This is a genomic window from Saccharothrix sp. DSM 118769 (genome assembly GCF_052936295.1).
Genome location: NZ_CP193627.1, coordinates 48266 through 63914 on the forward strand (window position 1 = coordinate 48266; position 15649 = coordinate 63914).

Below are 15649 nucleotides of genomic sequence, written 5' to 3' on the forward strand. Positions count from 1 at the left end.
GGTCGGTGGGGTCGCCCGGGTCGGTGAGGTTGCCGGTACAAGCACACAACGCACGGCTTACGCTTCCGGGGTGACTTCCCAGGTGCAGCTCGACGCCGGTGTGGTCACTCGTTGCCGGCGGCGGGTGCACCTCGAACACGATCCGACCATGCGGGAGGCGCCCAAGCTCCCGCCCGACCCCACGGGCGTGCAGCGCAAGGCCGACGCGACCGACCACCGGCGCGTCGTCGCGACCGCGCTGGGCCGGGTCGTCGGCTCCGACCTGATGGAGATCCCGCAGGACGTGCCGAGCGCCGACCGGGAACGCGTCACCGCCGCCGCCATGCGGGCGGGGGTGCCGTTCATCTGGGGAGCGGCCCTGCCGCGCGACCCGCTGGGCGGGCGGCGCGGCGGCATCGACCTGCTCGTGAAGGAGAGCACCGGGTACGTGCCGGTGCTCGTCGTCCGGCACAAGGTGAGCGACCCCGGGCAGGGCGCGCGGACGTCGCCGCTGTCCTACCCGCTGCCCGGCGGCGCGCGCGTCGACCCGCTGCGCAAGGTCCGCCCGCAGCCCCGCGACCAGCTCCGCCTCGCGCACGCCCAGCGGCAGCTCCAGGCCGCCGGGTTCGCCGCGCGGGGCCGTGCGACGGGCGGTGTGGTCGGCATGGACGCCGACGTCGTCGTCTGGCACGACCTGGAGGCCCCGACCTGGCCGGGCGGGCGCACGGCGCTCGCCGAGTACGACTCGCGGTTCTCCGACCGGCTGGCCGTGGCGGCGGCCGCCGCGACCGGCGCGCAGCCGCTGGCCAGGCCGTCGCGGATCGTGGAGTGCCGCAGCTGCCCGTGGTGGCCGGTGTGCGAGGGCGACCTGAGGGAGGCCCGGGACGTGAGCCTCGTCGTGCGCGGCGAGGACGCCGTGGCGCTGCGCAAGGTCGGCGTGGTCACCGTGGACGACCTGGCCCGGCTCGACCCGGCCGAGCCGGTGACGCCGCTCGTCGGGATGCTGCACGCGGACGCCGTCGTGCTGGCCCGCGCCTGGCTGCGCGACCTGACCGTGGTGCGCCGCGTGCCGTCGATGGACGTGCCGCGCGCCGACGTCGAGGTCGACGTGGACATGGAGAGCTTCGGCGACCTCGGCGCGTACATGTGGGGCTGCCTGCTGTCCGGCGCGGACGTCGGCGAGGAGCCCGGCTACCGGGCGTTCGCCACCTGGGAGCCGCTGCCGTGCGACGACGAGGCCCGTTCGTTCGCCGAGTTCTGGGGCTGGCTCACCGGCGTGCGGCTGCGGGCCCGCGCGCGCGGCCTGACCTTCCGCGCCTACTGCTACAACGAGCTGGCCGAGAACCGGTGGCTGCTGGGGTCCGCCCAGCGGTTCAAGGGCAGGCCGGGCATCCCCACCGTCGCCCAGGTGCGCGAGTTCATCTCGTCCGACGCGTGGGTCGACCTGTTCGGCATCGTGCAGCAGCAGTTCCTGTGCGCCCACGGCAAGGGCCTGAAGACGATCGCCCCGGTCGCGGGGTTCCGGTGGCGCGACCCGGAGGCCGGCGGCGAGAACTCGATGCGCTGGTACCGCGACGCGGTCGGCGTGGACGGCCAGACCCCCGACCCGGACCAGGCCCGCAGGCTGCTGGAGTACAACGAGGACGACGTCCGCGCCACCCACGCCCTGCGCGCCTGGATGACGTCGGACGCGATGGACGACCTCCCCTTCGCCGGCGACCTCTGACCCCGCGAGAGTCCAACCCCCAGGCCCCGAGAGTCGTACCTCCAGGCCCCGAGAGTCCAACTTCCAGGCCCCCTGAGTTCTGCGTTCGGGACTAACGGCGTTAGCCGCGAACGTAGAACTCAGAGGTCCTGAGCGTTGGACTCTCGCGACCTGAGCGTTGGACTCTCGGGGTCTGAGCGTTGGACTCTCGCGGGTTAGCGGGGGGACATGCGGAGGGCGCCGTCCATGCGGATGACCTCGCCGTTCAGGTAGTCGTGCTCGACGATGGAGACGGCCAGGGCGGCGTACTCGTCGGGCAGGGCGAGGCGCTTCGGGAACGGCACGCCCGCCGCCAGGCCGGCGCGGAACTCCTCGGAGACCGTGGCCAGCATGGGCGTGTCCACAATCCCCGGCGCGATCGTCATCACCCGCACGCCGACCGATGACAGGTCGCGCGCCGCGGGCAGGGTCATGCCGACCACCGCCGCCTTGGACGACGCGTACGCGACCTGGCCGATCTGCCCGTCGTACGCCGCGATCGACGCCGTGTTGACCACCACCCCGCGCTGCCCGTGCTCCAGCGGCTCGGTCCGGCCCATGGCCGCCGCCGCGAGCCGCAGCACGTTGAACGTGCCGACCACGTTGACGTCCAGGACCTTGCGGTACAGGTCGAGGGGGTGCGGGCCGGACTTGCCGACGGTCCGCGTGGACGGGCCGATGCCCGCGCAGTTCACCACGACCCGCAGCGGCGCGCCGGAGCCGGCGGCGGCGTCGACGGCGGCCTGGACGTCCTCCTCCGAGGTCACGTCCGCCGCGACGTAGGTGACGCCCTCGACCGCTTCGGCGCCCTCCACCCTGAGGTCGAGCGCGAACACGGACGCGCCGCGCGCGGCCAGCGCCCGTGCGGTCGCCGCACCCAGACCGGACGCGCCGCCGGTGACGATCGCCGCGGTACCCGAGATCTCCATGCATTCCTCCTGTCCGACGGACAGGAGGTTAACGGTCGTTCAGCTCCCGGCGCTCCGAGAGGTGCAGCAGTGCGACCAACGGCACGGCCGCCAGCACCGCCAGCCCGACGAACGTCACCACCACCACGAGGAGTTCCACACCCCCGACCCTGCCCGCGACCAGCGTGAACGCGCGTCCACCGCGAGAGGTGTTCCGGCGTGCACCCGGGGGACCACCGATCTCACTCTCCGCATACAGCTGGAGTTCGACCCGCCGCAAACTTCGGCCGGCACCGTCGGCGGCATGTTCGTCCGGCGGATCGCGGTCGTGGGAACGGGTTACGTGGGCCTGACGACGGGGGCGTGCCTGGCCTCCCTCGGTCATCGGGTCGTGTGCGCGGACGTGGACGCGCTGAAGGTCGCCCGGCTGCGCGCCGGGCAGGTCGACATCCTCGAACCCGACCTCGCCGACCTGGTGGCGCGGGGCCGGGCGGCGGGCCGGCTCGACTTCGTGGTGGGCGCGCGGCACGCCGTGGCCGATGCCGAGGTGGTGTTCCTGTGCCTGCCCACGCCGATGGGCGCGGGCGGCGCGGCGGACCTGTCCGCGGTGGAGGCGGTGGCCGCGGAGGTCCGGGACGTGCTGCCGCGCGGCGCGGTCGTCGTGTGCAAGTCCACGGTGCCGGTCGGCACGTCCGCCCGGATCGCCGCCCTGCTCGGCCGCGACGACGTGGCCGTGGTGTCCAACCCGGAGTTCCTGCGCGAGGGCAGCGCGGTGCGGGACTTCCTGCACCCCGACCGGATCGTGGTCGGCTCCGACTCGCCGCCGGCCGCCGAACGGGTCGCCGCCCTGTTCGCGAGGCTCGGCGCGCCGACCGTGCTGATGGACGCGGCCAGCGCCGAGGTGGTCAAGTACGCGGCCAACTGCTTCCTGGCGATGAAGCTGTCGTACGTGAACGCGGTCGCCGAGCTGTGCGAGCTGGTCGGCGCGGACGTCACCTCGGTCACCGAGGGCATGGGCCACGACCGGCGCATCGGCCAGTCGTTCCTGCGGCCGGGTCCCGGCTGGGGCGGGTCGTGCCTGCCCAAGGACACGCACGCCATGGTGCGCATCGCCGAGTCGGTCGGCGTGGACTTCTCGCTGGTCAAGGCCACCATCGAGACGAACGCCCGGCAGCAGCGACGGGTGGTGGACAGGCTGCGCGCCGCCGTCGGGCCGCTCGCGGGCAGGCGGATCGGCGTGCTGGGCCTCGTGTTCAAGGCGGGCACGAACGACCTGCGCGACTCGCCCGCGCTGGCCGTGGCGGAGCTGCTCGCGTTCGAGGGCGCGGAGCTGGTCGCGCACGACCCGCAGGTGGACCGGCCGCTGGTCGGCATGACCGTGGTGGACGACCCGTACGCGGCGGTGCGCGGTGCGGACGCCGTGGTGCTGCTCACGGAGTGGCCCGAGTTCCGCGCGCTCGACTGGGCGCGGGTCGCGGCGGGGATGGCCGGGTCGACGGTGCTGGACACCCGCAACCACCTGGACCCGGACGCCCTGCGCCGGGCGGGCCTGGTGCTGCTGGCACCGGGCCGCGGACCGGTGCGCGGCGCGAGCACCGTTCGCGTTCAGTAGATCTTCAGGGGGACAACCTCGTTAGCAGGGTTAACAAAATCGGGTGCCGCGACGTACGTTGTCGAAATGTTCACCACCCGCCCTGAACTCGTCGGCACGCACGGCATGGTCGCGTCGACGCACTGGCTCGCGTCCTCCGCGGGCATGGCCGTGCTGGAGGACGGCGGCAACGCCTTCGACGCCGCCGTCGCCGTCGGCTTCGTGCTGCAAGTGGTGGAACCGCACCTCAACGGCCCCGGCGGCGAGGTGCCCGCGGTGTTCGCCGCCGCCGGCGAGACCACGCCCAGGGTGCTGTGCGGCCAGGGCGTCGCCCCCGCCGGCGCGACGATCGCGCACTACCGGGACCTCGGGCTCGACCTCGTGCCCGGCAGCGGCCTGCTCGCGGCCACCGTGCCCGGCGCGTGGGACGGCTGGCTGACCCTGCTGCGCGACTACGGCACCAAGTCCCTGCGCGACGTCCTCGGGTACGCCATCGGCTACGCCCGTGACGGCTTCCCGCTGCTGGAGCGCGTGAGCGCCACCATCTCCACCGTCGCCGACCTGTTCCGCGACCACTGGACGACGTCGGCGGAGCTGTGGCTCCCCGGCGGCGTGCCGCCGGCCGCCGGGGAGCGCTTCCGCAACACCAGGCTCGCCGACACCTGGGAGTGGCTGCTCGCCGCCGCCGAGGCCGCCGGGTCCGACCGCGAGGCGCAGATCGAGGCCGGGCGCCGCGCCTGGTCGCAGGGCTTCGTCGCCGCCCAGGTCGACGACTTCTTCCGCACCGCGCGCCGCGACGACTCCGGCCGGGACCACGCGGGCGTGCTCACCGGCGACGACATGGCCTCGTGGGCGGCGACCTACGAGGACGCCGTGACGGCCGACTTCGGCCCGTGGACCGTCGCGAAGCCCGGCGCGTGGACCCAGGGACCCGTGCTGCTCCAGCAGCTGCGGCTGCTGGAGGGCTTCGCCGACCGGATCGGCTACGTCGACGGCGTGCCCACCGCGGACACCGTGCACCTCGCCGTGGAGAGCGCCAAGCTCGCGTTCGCCGACCGCGAGGCGTGGTACGGCGACACCGGCGACGTGCCGCTCGACGTGCTGCTGTCCCGCGAGTACGCCGACGCGCGGCGCGCGCTCGTCACCGACACCGCCTCGCTCGACCTGCGCCCCGGCTCGCCGCTGGGCGCGGACCCGCGGCTGCCCGCGCACGTGCTGCGCGGCCCGGTGGCCCCGGTGGAGAAGGACAGCCTCGGCGCGATCGGCGAACCCACCGTCGGCCGCACCGGGACCGTGCGCGGCGACACCGTCCACGTCGACGTGGTCGACCGCTGGGGCAACGTCGTGTCCGCCACCCCGTCCGGCGGCTGGCTCCAGTCGTCGCCGACCATCCCGTCGCTGGGCTTCTGCCTGGGCAGCCGGGCGCAGATGTTCTGGCTCGACGAGGGCCTGCCGAACTCGCTGGCCCCCGGCAAGCGCCCCCGGATCACCCTGTCGCCGTCGCTGGCGCTGCGCGACGGCCTGCCCGCGCTCGCGTTCGGCACGCCGGGCGGCGACCAGCAGGACCAGTGGCAGCTCGGGTTCTGGCTCGCGCACACCGCCGGCGGGATGAACCTCCAGGAGGCCATCGACTCGCCGATGTGGCACACCAACGCGTTCCCCAGCTCGTTCTTCCCGCGCTCGTGGACGCCGGGCGAGGTCGTGGTCGAGTCCCGCTTCGGCGGGATCGGGGAACTGCGCGAGCGCGGCCACTCGGTGGTCGACGCGGGGCCGTGGGCGCTGGGGCGCATGTCGGCCGTGGCGCGGGACCCGCGGGGCGGCCTGCTGCGCGGCGCGGCCAACCCGCGCGGTGCCCAGGGGTACGCGGTCGGTCGCTGACGCCGGTTCGCCGACATCGGGTTCGCTGACGCCGGTTCGCTGACGCCGGTTCGCCGACGTCGGGGGTTGGAACGGCCCCGGCCCGAGGGGGAGGGGGCCGGGACCGTTCCGGCTCAGCGGCTGGAGCCCGGCTCCAGCACGACGGCGGTGCCGCCGAGGGCGACCGCGGTGGTCTTCCCGGGGTTCACGGGCGAAAAATTCCGCACCGGGGGTGCCCGCTTCAAGCTCCGCAATCCGGGCGAGTGGATTTGTTCACCCGCCCCGGTGATCACCGGGCCGGTCGACGGCTGGTGGGAATCCCGAATCCGGTCCTGCCGGTCGTAGCGTCGCCTCATCCATGATCACGGGAGGTGGCGGGTGCCGAGGATCGTGACGGACCAACGGCTGCGCAGGCTCGGCGAGGTGCTGAAGGAGCTGCGGAAGCGGGCCGGGATGTCGCAGCACGAGGCGGCGGAGGCGTTGAACTACGACCACCGCAAGCTCAGCCGCATCGAGCTGGGGCAGAAGCCGGACTACCACGCCGTGCGCGCGATGCTGGACGTCTACCGCGTGCCGCTCTCCCAGTGGGAGCCGTACCTGGAGATGCACGCGCGGGCGACGGAACAGGGCTGGTGGACCAAGTACGACCTGGACGACCAGGGCTACATCAGCCTGGAGCACGACGCCGCGAGGGTCTCGGACTACCAGGTCATGTACGTGACGGGGCTGCTCCAGTCCGAGGACTACCTCCGGGCGGGGTTCGCGCGGGCGCGGGTGCAGCGGTCGCGGAAGTGGGTGGAGAACCAGATCGAGGTGCGGCTGACCCGCCGGCAGCGGTTGTCGGCCGATGAGCCGCTCGCCCTGCACGCGATCATGGCCGAAGGCGCCCTCGCCCACGCCTCGGCGGCGCAGTTGGCGCTCATCCGGGAGGAGGCGGAGCGGGACAACGTCACCGTCCAGCTCCTGCCGTGGGGGGCGGGGCCCAACGACGGCCAGATGGGTCCCTTCACCGTGCTGGACTTCCCGGTGGAGTTCGACCGGTCGGTGCTCTACATCGAGCACGCCGCCGGGTCGCTCCACGTGGAGGACCCGTCGAAGGTCAAGGTGGCTAAGCTGACTTTCACCCACCTCTCGAAGCTGGCGTTGTCCCCGGCGGAATCCGCCGAGCGGATCGAGAGACTGGCGGCGGAGCGATGAGGGATCGGGGTGTGCCATGTGGCGCAAGAGCACGCGCAGCAACACCGGCGGCAACGGGAACTGCGTCGAGGTCGCCCTCGACGGTCGCGCGGCCCTGGTCCGCGACTCCAAGAACCCCGCCGGGCCCACCGTCGCGCTCGCTGACTGGCCGGCCTTCCTGACCGCCGCCAAGCAGGGCGCGTACGACCGCTGACGTACGCCGGATCTCGGACCCCGGTCCGATGTCCGGCCGCCCGCCCTCCCGTACGTTCGAGCCGTGGGATGGCTGACCGGGGTCTGGTTCGCGGCGACGTTCGCGCCGCTGATCTGGCGTGCGCGCTACCCGGTGGCCGTCATCTGGGTCACCGGGGCCTCGACCTGGCTCTACTACGCGACCGGCCACGTCGGGCCGGTGATCCTCGCGCCCGCGTTCGCCGTGCTGTCCCTGGGGCGGACCAGGGTGGCCGAGCGGCGGGGGCGCCAGGTGGAGGAGGAGCGGCTGCGGATCGCGCGCGAGGTGCACGACGTGGTCGCGCACAGCCTCGCCGTGATCAACGTGCAGGCCGGGGTGGCCGCGCACGTCGCCGACCGCCGCCCCGAGGAGGCGGTCAAGGCGCTGCGGGCGATCAAGGAGGCCAGCGGGCACGCGCTCGACGACCTCCGGGCCACGCTCGGCGTGCTGCGGACCGGTGCGGGCACCACCCCCGTGCCCGGCCTGGCCCGGCTCCACGAGCTGGTCCGGCCGGTGGCGAACGCCCGCGTGGTCGGCGATCCGGGGGAGCTGCCCGCGAGCGTCGACGCCGCCGCGTACCGGGTGGTGCAGGAGGCGCTGACCAACGCCGTGCGGTACGCGCCCGACGCGACCGAGGTGGTGGTGGGGTTCGAGCGCGCCGACGACGGCCTGGTCCTGACCGTCACCGACGACGGGAGCGGGGGTCGCGCCCCGCAGGGCGCGGGCGAGGGCCTGCGGGGGATGCGCGAACGCGTCGAAGCGCTCGGTGGCGCGCTCGACGCCGGCCCGACCGCCACCGGGTTCCGGGTCCGCGCCGTGCTGCCGTGGGAGGTCCGTGGTGATCAGGGTCGTGCTGGCCGACGACCAGGCGCTCGTGCGCGCGGGTTTCCGGCTGCTGCTGGACACCGAGGACGGTTTCGAGGTCGTCGGCGAGGCGGGTGACGGCGCGGAGGCCGTGCGGCTCGCCCACGAGCACCGGCCGGACGTCGTGGTGATGGACATCCGGATGCCCGGCACCGACGGCCTCGCCGCGACCAGGCGGGTGTGCGCCGAGCTGCCCGGGGTGAGGGTGCTGGTGCTGACCACGTTCACCGCGGACGAGTACGTGTTCGAGGCGATCCGGGCGGGCGCGTCGGGCTTCCTGCTCAAGGACGCCGACCCGGTGGAGCTGCTGCACGCCCTGCGCGTCGTCGCCGCCGGTGACGCCCTGCTCGCGCCGAGCGTCACCCGGAAGCTGATCGGGGAGTACGCGGGGAGACCGGAGTTCCGCCGGCCCGACCCGGCGGCGCTGCGCGAGCTGACCGCGCGGGAACGGGAGGTGCTCGCGCTCGTGGCGGCCGGCCTGTCGAACGACGAGATCGCCGCGCACCTCGTGATCAGCCCCGCCACGTCCCGCACCCACGTCAGCCGGGTGATGACCAAACTGGCCGCGCGGGACCGCGCGCAACTCGTCGTGCTGGCCTATGAATCAGGTTTGGTCTCGCCCCGGCGAGGGTGAATATTCCTGCTTACGGTCGTTTAGTTCACGCCGGAGAATTGCGCAACAAAGGCGTGAAACTACTCACCGTGACGAAACGACGACTACCCGCCGCATTTTGTGTGCGGCGGGTGACGTTAACGCGGGATGTCTAGGCGATGGCGCCGGGGGGCAGCTTCATGCTGAACGGCAGGGTGGTCACGACCGCGAGGTCGGACGCCGTCCGCTTCATCAGGGTGGGCGCGTTGCGCGAACCGGGCTCCGGCAGGTCCAGCAGCCGGTCCACGGCCTCGACCAGCGGTCCCTCGTAGATCCAGACGGCCTGGGCCGCGCGCTGGCTGTCCCGGACGGCCGGCAGCCTGCCCGCGCGGGCCTCGGTCTCGGACCAGAAGAGGATCGAGTCGATGAACCCGCGGCGCTGCTTGAACGCCATGATGCGGTCGAGCTGCCCGTCCTCGTCCCGCAGGTGCAGGAACTGGAACCCGCTCTCGCGCAGCTCGATCACCTTGCTCAGTGCGAGATCCATGATGCACCTACCTCTTGTTCCGAGGTCCCCTAAGCAGGCACGGGCCCGTTCGACCTGAAAATGATCGTACGGCAAGTGGACAATCCGCCATAGGGACTAGACCGGTGGGGCTGAGTCAATACCGATGGGGCGTGCCGTCGATTTCGAAGAGGACCGCAGTACGCGAACGGTGCGCACCACAAATGCGAGTGCGCCAAGCGTGACGAGGCTCACAGTCGGCCACATGCGTTCCTCCGCAGGGGTCGGTTCCGCTGTCACCGTGGGAGACGTTCGCCATGGGGCGTGGGTTGCACCCGGCGGCCCCTATCAATCCCCACCTTGCGGTGACCCCCGGACGGGCGACGTGACCGGCAACTAGGCTCGGGTCGTGCACGCAGACGACACCAGGGCGAAGCCGGTGGTGCGGTCGGCGCTCCCCCCGACGCCGGAGTCGCTGCTCCCGAGGGACCACGCCCTGTACCGCCCGCGCCACAGCGACCGGCAGCACGGCGCGCTCGTCGCCGCCGTCGTGTTCTTCTGCGTCCCCGCGCTGCTGCTGGTCGTCGGCGTCCGCCCGGCCGAGTTCGAGAACCGCAAGCTCGCCGACCTCCCGTCGATCACCGCCGGCTGGGGCTTCTTCACCGGCCTCAACTCCTGGGCGAACGACCACATCCCGTTCCGCGACAAGGCCGTCGCCGTCGACAACGCGGTCAACCGCCTGTTCGGCGACGCGCCGCCGCCGCCGACCAAGCAGCGCCAGGACCAGCCGAGCGGCCCGATCCCGCTGCCGCCGAAGGACCCGTCGCTCGACCAGCCCGAACCCACCGCGTACGTGCGCGCCATCGTGGGCAAGGACGACTGGCTCTACCTCGGGGACGACGTCGAGGACGCGTGCGAGCCGTCCCTCCGGACCGACGAGGTGTTCGCGCGGCTGGCCGCGCTCCGGCAGGCCGTGGAGGCGTCGGGGCGGAAGTTCGTGCTGACCGTCGCCCCGAACAAGAGCACGGTCATGCCCGAGTACCTGCCCGGCCGGTACTTCGGCAAGACGTGCCACGAGCGCGCGTCCGACTACTTCTGGCGCCAGCTCGGGCCCAAGACCGGGGCGATCGACCTGCGCAAGGGCATGAAGGCGGAGGCCGAGCGGATCAAGGCCCCGGTCTACAGCAAGTACGACAGCCACTGGACGCACGACGGCGGCCTGGTGATGGTGCGCGCGGTGGTCGACGCGGTCCAGGCGGGGCGCACGTCGAGCTGGAAGGTCGAGCCGTCGTCCAAGGTCGAGCGGCAGGGCGACCTCGCGCCGCTGCTCGGGCGGACCGAGCGCGAGGAGATGCAGGCGTACGACGTGAAGCCGGACGGCTCGACCACGCGCAGCCGCGCCGTCAACGGCGACCCGAGGCAGCCGCAGCGCTTCACCCAGCCGGCCGGCAAGGGCGTGGTGGGCAAGAAGGTCGGCGTGCTCGGCGACTCGTTCGCCTTCTACACCGCGCAGTACCTGGTGGCGGGCTTCACCGACATCACCATCCAGCACGTGGACGGCGTCGTCGCCGACCCGCGCGCGGTGGGCAGGATGCTCGCCGGCACGGACGTGGTGGTCCTCGAAGCGGCCGAGCGCAACCTGCTGGGCGGCATCAACCCGATCCTGAACCCCGACGCCATCGGCGTGATCGCCGAGGAACTGGCCGCGAACCCCCGCTAGCTAGCGGCCCCGCCGGTGGCGTGCGTCGGCGTTGAGGGCCAGCAGCGACTCCACGCTGATGCCGGTCGCCGTCTCGTCCAGCCGCCTGCGCCGCCGGGGCTCGGGCGCGGGTGCGGGTGCGGGTGCGGGCGGGACCGCCGGGATGGGTTCGGTGGGCCGCTCGACCGGGGGTGGCGGGGGCACCCGCCGCCTCGGCTGCTGCTCCGCGTGCCTCGGCTGCCGCTCTGCCCGGACCGGCGGGGGAGGCAGCGGTCGGCGCGGGGGCGGGATGTCGCCGCGCGGTCGGGGCGGTACGCGTCGGACCGGCGCGAGCACCTCGGTCGGCTCCTCCGCGCGCGGGCGCGCCCGGCCGGCCGGGACCGCGACCGGCACCTCGGCGGGGGCGTCGGCCGGCGAGTCCGCGGGGATCTCGTCGGGCTCGTCCTCGTCGGGTTCGTCCTCGTCCGGCCAGTGCTCGTCCTCCGCCCCGTCCTCCGCCTCGGCCCCGTCCTCCGCCTCGGTGGCGGCCTTCGGCGCGGGCTTGGGCGCGGGCTTGGGCGAGGCCCACCGGGACAGCCGCCGGGCCAGCACGTGGCTCGGCTTCTCCACGTACCGGTAGCTCAGCTCCACCACGCCGAACGTCACCGCCACCGCGATCGGCACCGCGAGCAGCAGCGGCACGCCGGGCCGCAGCAGGTCGAGCACCACGAACGCGACCACGCCGTGCAGCAGGTAGATCGAGTAGCTGCGCTCGGACAGCGCCGTCCACACCTTGCGCTGGGCGAGCCGCGGTTCGGCGAACATGCCCATCAGGAAGCACAGGAACGCGAACGCCAGCGCCAGGTTGTACGACGTGTCCAGCCGGCCGAACTGCAGGTGGTCGGCCAGCACGTACAGCGCCCACGCCAGCCCGACGAACACCCCGCCCTGCCACAGCGGCACCCGCTTGGTCGTCGTCGCCCACACGACCTGGCCGATGACCGGGATGACCACGTACGAGGCGTTCACCGCGAACAGCAGCCACGACGGGCCGAGGTCGCGCGCCGTCAGCACCACGACGAGCACGAACGCCAGCTGCACCGCGATGGCCGCCGCCGGCGCGCGGCGCAGCAGCGGCAGCAGCGCCACCAGCAGGACGTAGAAGAGGATCTCCACGACGAGCGTCCACGCCACGCCGACCAGCACGACCTGCGGCACGATCAGGTAGTTGACCACCAGCGAGTTGGTGATGACGGTCCACAGCGTGACGACGGGCTCCTTGCCGCCCGCCAGCGGCGCCGCGCCGAGCAGGATCACCAGGGCGGTGAGCAGCACGGTGAACGTCATCGGCACGTACACCCGCACCAGGCGGTTGAGGCCGAAGCCGCGCCCGCCCTGGCGCAGCGCCACCGGCGTCACCACGTACCCGCTGACCAGGAAGAAGAACGGCACGGCGATCTGCCCGATGCCCTGGAGCCCCATGTGCACGGGGTCGCTCGTCAGCCCGTCGACGAAGTCCACCACGGGCGTGGGACCGGCTTCGCGCTTGGCGATCCACTGCTCGGCGAGGTGGCTGTAGAAGACGAGCAGCGCGGCGATGCCGCGGCCGATGTCGATGAACGCGATGCGCGTCTTCACCACGGCGGCGGTCGTCTCGTCCCCCGGCGCGGGGTCGTGGCCTTTCAGGGGCTTACCCCTTCCAGTCGCTCCCCGGTTACGCCGAGCATGCTAACGAAGCGTGCCCGCCCGTGTCTCCCGCGCGACGGGAACCGGTCACGCCGTGCGCTCGCGCCGCTCCCACTTCCGGATCGCGCGGTCGGCCGGTCTCTCCACCAACCGGTGCAGCACCTCGGCCGCCAGCGCCGTGGCCAGCAGGCCCAGCACCGCGACGACGGTGTGGTCCCAGTGCGGCATGAGCGCGTCGAACATCGGGTACATCGCGCTGAGGTGGATCAGGTAGATGGCGTAGGTCCGCTTCGACCAGCCGCGCACGAACGCCGACCGGCTCACCGGCCCGCCCGCCGCCACCAGCAGCACGGTCAGCAGCACCGCGAACAGCAGCGTGCGCGGCACCGAGTCGCCCTGGAACGTGTACCCGCCGACCTTGTCCACCCACGTGAACAGCAGGAAGTGGGCCGCGCCGATCCCGACGCCCGCCCACGGGCGGACCCGGCCCGAGTGCACCAGCGAGATCAGCTGGCCGATGCACAGCACCGGCAGGTACGCGCCGAACTGGCCGATCTGGTGGCCCACCACCGTGCCGGTGCCGTTGGTGAGCAGCAGCGTGGCGAAGCACAGCGGCACCGCCGCCAGCGGCGGCAGCCACGCGTGCCGGCGCAGCACGGGGATGGTGAGCGCGACGTAGCAGTAGAAGACCACCTGGATCTGGAGCGTCCAGGTGACCGCGACCAGCGCCACCGGCGGGTCCTGGAAGTAGTTCGCCAGGAACAGCCCGCTGACCAGGTCGCCCAGGTCCAGGTCCCCCTCGCGGGCCGACGACACCCGCTGCCCGAGGTTGATCAGCACCCACACCAGCGGCGTCACGACCCACAGCAGCGGCACCAGGCGCACCACGCGGCGGCGCAGGAACTGCACGGGCCGCTCGCGGTTCGCCACGTGCGTCACCACGACGCCGCTGACCACGAGGAACAGCGCGACGCCGAAGAACGACAGGCGCGGGTTGAGGTGCAGCGGGTCGATCACGGCGCCCTGGAGGAGCGTGGACAGCCAGAAGTCCTCGTCGTTCAGCGCGAACCAGGCGACCAGGTGCGTCAGCACGACCGCGCACGACGCGATCACCCGCAGCAGGTCGAGGCCGTGCAGGTACTGGTCGCGGCGCGGTGGGGTCACCGCGATCTCCACCGTCGGCGCGCTCACGACACCCTCCCCGAAAGCCGGTGCAGCCCTTCGGCGGCGAGCCCGGCGACACCCGCGCCGAGCGGCACGGCGAGCACGAGCGGCAGCGCGCCCAGCAGGTCGACCGCCGCGTAGCCGACCACCGGGACCGAGGCGTACAGCGGCAGGGCGCGGTCGCTCAACCACCGCACCGGCCGCGCGTCCGCCCAGGCGCCGCCGCGCGGCAGCGCGATCAGGAACAGCAGCACCGCGAGCACCGCGCCGAGCGGGTGCCAGTAGCCGGCCGCGTCCGGCGTCGTCCGGTCCGCCACCACCAGCACGGCGAGCGCGGCGAGCCCGAGCCCCGCGCCCTGCGGCACGGTGACCAGGCCGTCGCGCACCAGCCGGGCCAGCTGCCCCACCACGAGCAGCGGCACCAGCGCGGCGACCGGTCCGACCGGCCGGAGGAACCCCGGGCCGCCCGCGTCGACCGCCCAGCCGACCAGCAGCACCACCGCGCACGCCAGCTCCAGCAGCACCGCGACCCGCAGCCACGGCGCCCGCAGCCACGGCGTCCGCGTCAGCGGGCGCAGCGCCGCGGCCAGCAGGCCGAACAGCGCCACCGCCGCGACCGGCGCGGTCACCGGTGTCTCCACGAGCGGGTGCGCGCCCAGCAGGTCCAGCAGCGCGGCGGCCAGGGCGGCGCACGCCACCACCGGCACGGCCCGGCGCAGCAGGCGCGCGACCCGGTGGCCCGGACCGCCCGCCGCGTACCCGGCCGCGAGCAGCAGCAGCGCCGTCGCCAGGAAGCCGAAGTCCTCGCCCACGCCCGTCGGCTGGTTCACCCAGGTCCGCACGAGCAGCAGCAGCCAGGGCGACTGGCCGTCCCGGCTCGCCCACAGGCCGAACAGGTAGCTGTGCGCCAGGAGCACCACCGCCACCGCCGCCACGACCCGCACGCCCGGGGGCGTGCGCACCTCCACGTCCACGTCAGCCATCGGCGGCCAACGCCTTCAACTGCACCGCCAGCACGTCGCCGAAGCGGGACATCAGGTCGCGGGACCGCGCGTTCAGCTCGACCCGCACGACCAGGTCGCCGTGCACGTAGTGGGCGCGGACCGTGGGCCGGACCGCCGGGTCGGTGTCGGGTCCGAAGAGGACCCGGGTGACGCGCGTGACGCCGTGCTCCGGCTCGGCGCGCTCCAGCCCGAAGTCGAACTGGAGCTCGTCCAGCCGGAACGCGGTGGCCAGCGCGGTCTCGCGGTCGGCGACCCGCACCACGGTCACCAGCACGCGGCCCTCCGGCCGGCGCGACGACAGCGTCATCCGCGCCGCGCCCGCACCGGCGCCCCGGTAGGCGTCGACCTCGGCCTGGTTCAGGAACCGCAGCCCCACCAGGTCCTCGAACGCGCGCACGTGCTCGTAGGACTCGGTCGCCGACCCGAAGTCGGCCACCGCCAGCGGGTCGGCGGCCAACCGGCCCGCCTCGCCCGACGGCGGCACGTTGCGCGCGCTCGCCGGCAGCGGCTGACCGCCCCACAGCGCCCACGCGCCCACCATGGCGGCGACGACCAGCACCACCGCCGGCACCCCGCCCCACGCGGACGCGCGCGTACCCGACACCTTCACTGCGCCCCCTCCACGCTCGCGCCCGACCGCCCCCTCACGGCGCGTCGTGCACGAGTGTC

Annotated in this window: 14 protein-coding genes; 8 read left to right on the top strand and 6 right to left on the bottom strand. The window is 73.5% G+C overall.

The window, feature by feature from the left end; translation table 11 throughout:
• Positions 1 to 70: 70 nt before the first annotated feature.
• A complete protein-coding gene (locus ACRAKJ_RS00250) occupies positions 71 to 1705 on the top strand; it encodes a TM0106 family RecB-like putative nuclease (RefSeq protein WP_438919628.1) in 1635 nt (544 codons plus the stop codon).
• A 194-nt stretch (positions 1706 to 1899) separates the two neighbouring features.
• Here the strand turns inward: ACRAKJ_RS00250 and ACRAKJ_RS00255 are convergent, their stop codons facing one another.
• Positions 1900 to 2652 (bottom strand): SDR family NAD(P)-dependent oxidoreductase, encoded by a 753-nt coding sequence (locus tag ACRAKJ_RS00255; RefSeq protein WP_438919627.1) that lies wholly within the window; start codon positions 2650 to 2652, stop codon positions 1900 to 1902.
• 283 nt (positions 2653 to 2935) lie between these two features.
• Between ACRAKJ_RS00255 and ACRAKJ_RS00260 the strand changes: the two genes are divergently transcribed.
• From ACRAKJ_RS00260 to ACRAKJ_RS00285, 6 genes are all read left to right on the top strand, one after another.
• Complete coding sequence (locus ACRAKJ_RS00260) at positions 2936 to 4243, top strand: nucleotide sugar dehydrogenase (RefSeq protein ID WP_438919626.1); 1308 nt, start codon at positions 2936 to 2938, stop codon at positions 4241 to 4243.
• Between the two features lie 66 nt (positions 4244 to 4309).
• The gene (locus ACRAKJ_RS00265; RefSeq protein WP_438919625.1) at positions 4310 to 6100 is read left to right on the top strand and encodes a gamma-glutamyltransferase; all 1791 of its coding nucleotides are present in this window, start codon (positions 4310 to 4312) and stop codon (positions 6098 to 6100) included.
• Between the two features lie 357 nt (positions 6101 to 6457).
• A complete protein-coding gene (locus tag ACRAKJ_RS00270) occupies positions 6458 to 7276 on the top strand; it encodes a Scr1 family TA system antitoxin-like transcriptional regulator (RefSeq protein WP_438919624.1) in 819 nt (272 codons plus the stop codon).
• Between the two features lie 16 nt (positions 7277 to 7292).
• Complete coding sequence (locus ACRAKJ_RS00275) at positions 7293 to 7469, top strand: DUF397 domain-containing protein (RefSeq protein WP_438919623.1); 177 nt, start codon at positions 7293 to 7295, stop codon at positions 7467 to 7469.
• Positions 7470 to 7532: 63 nt separating this feature from the next.
• Positions 7533 to 8429 (top strand): histidine kinase, encoded by an 897-nt coding sequence (locus tag ACRAKJ_RS00280; protein WP_438919622.1) that lies wholly within the window; start codon positions 7533 to 7535, stop codon positions 8427 to 8429.
• Positions 8326 to 8985, top strand: a complete 660-nt coding sequence (locus ACRAKJ_RS00285; RefSeq protein ID WP_438919621.1) for a response regulator — start codon at positions 8326 to 8328, stop codon at positions 8983 to 8985. Before ACRAKJ_RS00280 ends, ACRAKJ_RS00285 begins: the two co-directional genes overlap by 104 nt.
• A 130-nt stretch (positions 8986 to 9115) precedes the next feature.
• On the opposite strand, the gene ACRAKJ_RS00290 is transcribed toward ACRAKJ_RS00285, so the two are convergent.
• Positions 9116 to 9490, bottom strand: a complete 375-nt coding sequence (locus tag ACRAKJ_RS00290) for a hypothetical protein (protein ID WP_438919620.1) — start codon at positions 9488 to 9490, stop codon at positions 9116 to 9118.
• A 367-nt stretch (positions 9491 to 9857) separates the two neighbouring features.
• Between ACRAKJ_RS00290 and ACRAKJ_RS00295 the strand changes: the two genes are divergently transcribed.
• The gene (locus ACRAKJ_RS00295; RefSeq protein WP_438919619.1) at positions 9858 to 11168 is read left to right on the top strand and encodes an alginate O-acetyltransferase AlgX-related protein; all 1311 of its coding nucleotides are present in this window, start codon (positions 9858 to 9860) and stop codon (positions 11166 to 11168) included.
• Here the strand turns inward: ACRAKJ_RS00295 and ACRAKJ_RS00300 are convergent, their stop codons facing one another.
• The 4 genes from ACRAKJ_RS00300 to ACRAKJ_RS00315 form a co-directional block, all read right to left on the bottom strand.
• On the bottom strand, positions 11169 to 12764 hold the full coding sequence (locus ACRAKJ_RS00300) for an acyltransferase family protein (protein WP_438919618.1): 1596 nt from the start codon (positions 12762 to 12764) through the stop codon (positions 11169 to 11171). It lies immediately after the preceding gene.
• A 135-nt stretch (positions 12765 to 12899) separates the two neighbouring features.
• Entirely contained in the window at positions 12900 to 14003 is a 1104-nt protein-coding gene (locus ACRAKJ_RS00305; protein ID WP_438919617.1) for an acyltransferase family protein, read from the bottom strand.
• Positions 14000 to 14959, bottom strand: a complete 960-nt coding sequence (locus tag ACRAKJ_RS00310; protein ID WP_438919616.1) for a hypothetical protein — start codon at positions 14957 to 14959, stop codon at positions 14000 to 14002. The genes ACRAKJ_RS00305 and ACRAKJ_RS00310 overlap by 4 nt, the downstream gene beginning before the upstream one ends.
• On the bottom strand, positions 14952 to 15590 hold the full coding sequence (locus ACRAKJ_RS00315; protein WP_438919615.1) for a hypothetical protein: 639 nt from the start codon (positions 15588 to 15590) through the stop codon (positions 14952 to 14954). Before ACRAKJ_RS00315 ends, ACRAKJ_RS00310 begins: the two co-directional genes overlap by 8 nt.
• Between the last annotated feature and the right edge of the window lie 59 nt (positions 15591 to 15649).

Excerpts from the sequence above, each read along its gene's own strand:
- ACRAKJ_RS00255 (WP_438919627.1), bottom strand. The coding sequence starts at position 2,652 with ATGGAGATCTCGGGTACCGCGGCGATCGTCACCGGCGGCGCGTCCGGT.
- ACRAKJ_RS00260 (WP_438919626.1), top strand. The coding sequence starts at position 2,936 with ATGTTCGTCCGGCGGATCGCGGTCGTGGGAACGGGTTACGTGGGCCTG.
- ACRAKJ_RS00265 (WP_438919625.1), top strand. The coding sequence starts at position 4,310 with ATGTTCACCACCCGCCCTGAACTCGTCGGCACGCACGGCATGGTCGCG.
- ACRAKJ_RS00275 (WP_438919623.1), top strand. The coding sequence starts at position 7,293 with ATGTGGCGCAAGAGCACGCGCAGCAACACCGGCGGCAACGGGAACTGC.
- ACRAKJ_RS00290 (WP_438919620.1), bottom strand. The coding sequence starts at position 9,490 with ATGGATCTCGCACTGAGCAAGGTGATCGAGCTGCGCGAGAGCGGGTTC.
- ACRAKJ_RS00310 (WP_438919616.1), bottom strand. The coding sequence starts at position 14,959 with ATGGCTGACGTGGACGTGGAGGTGCGCACGCCCCCGGGCGTGCGGGTC.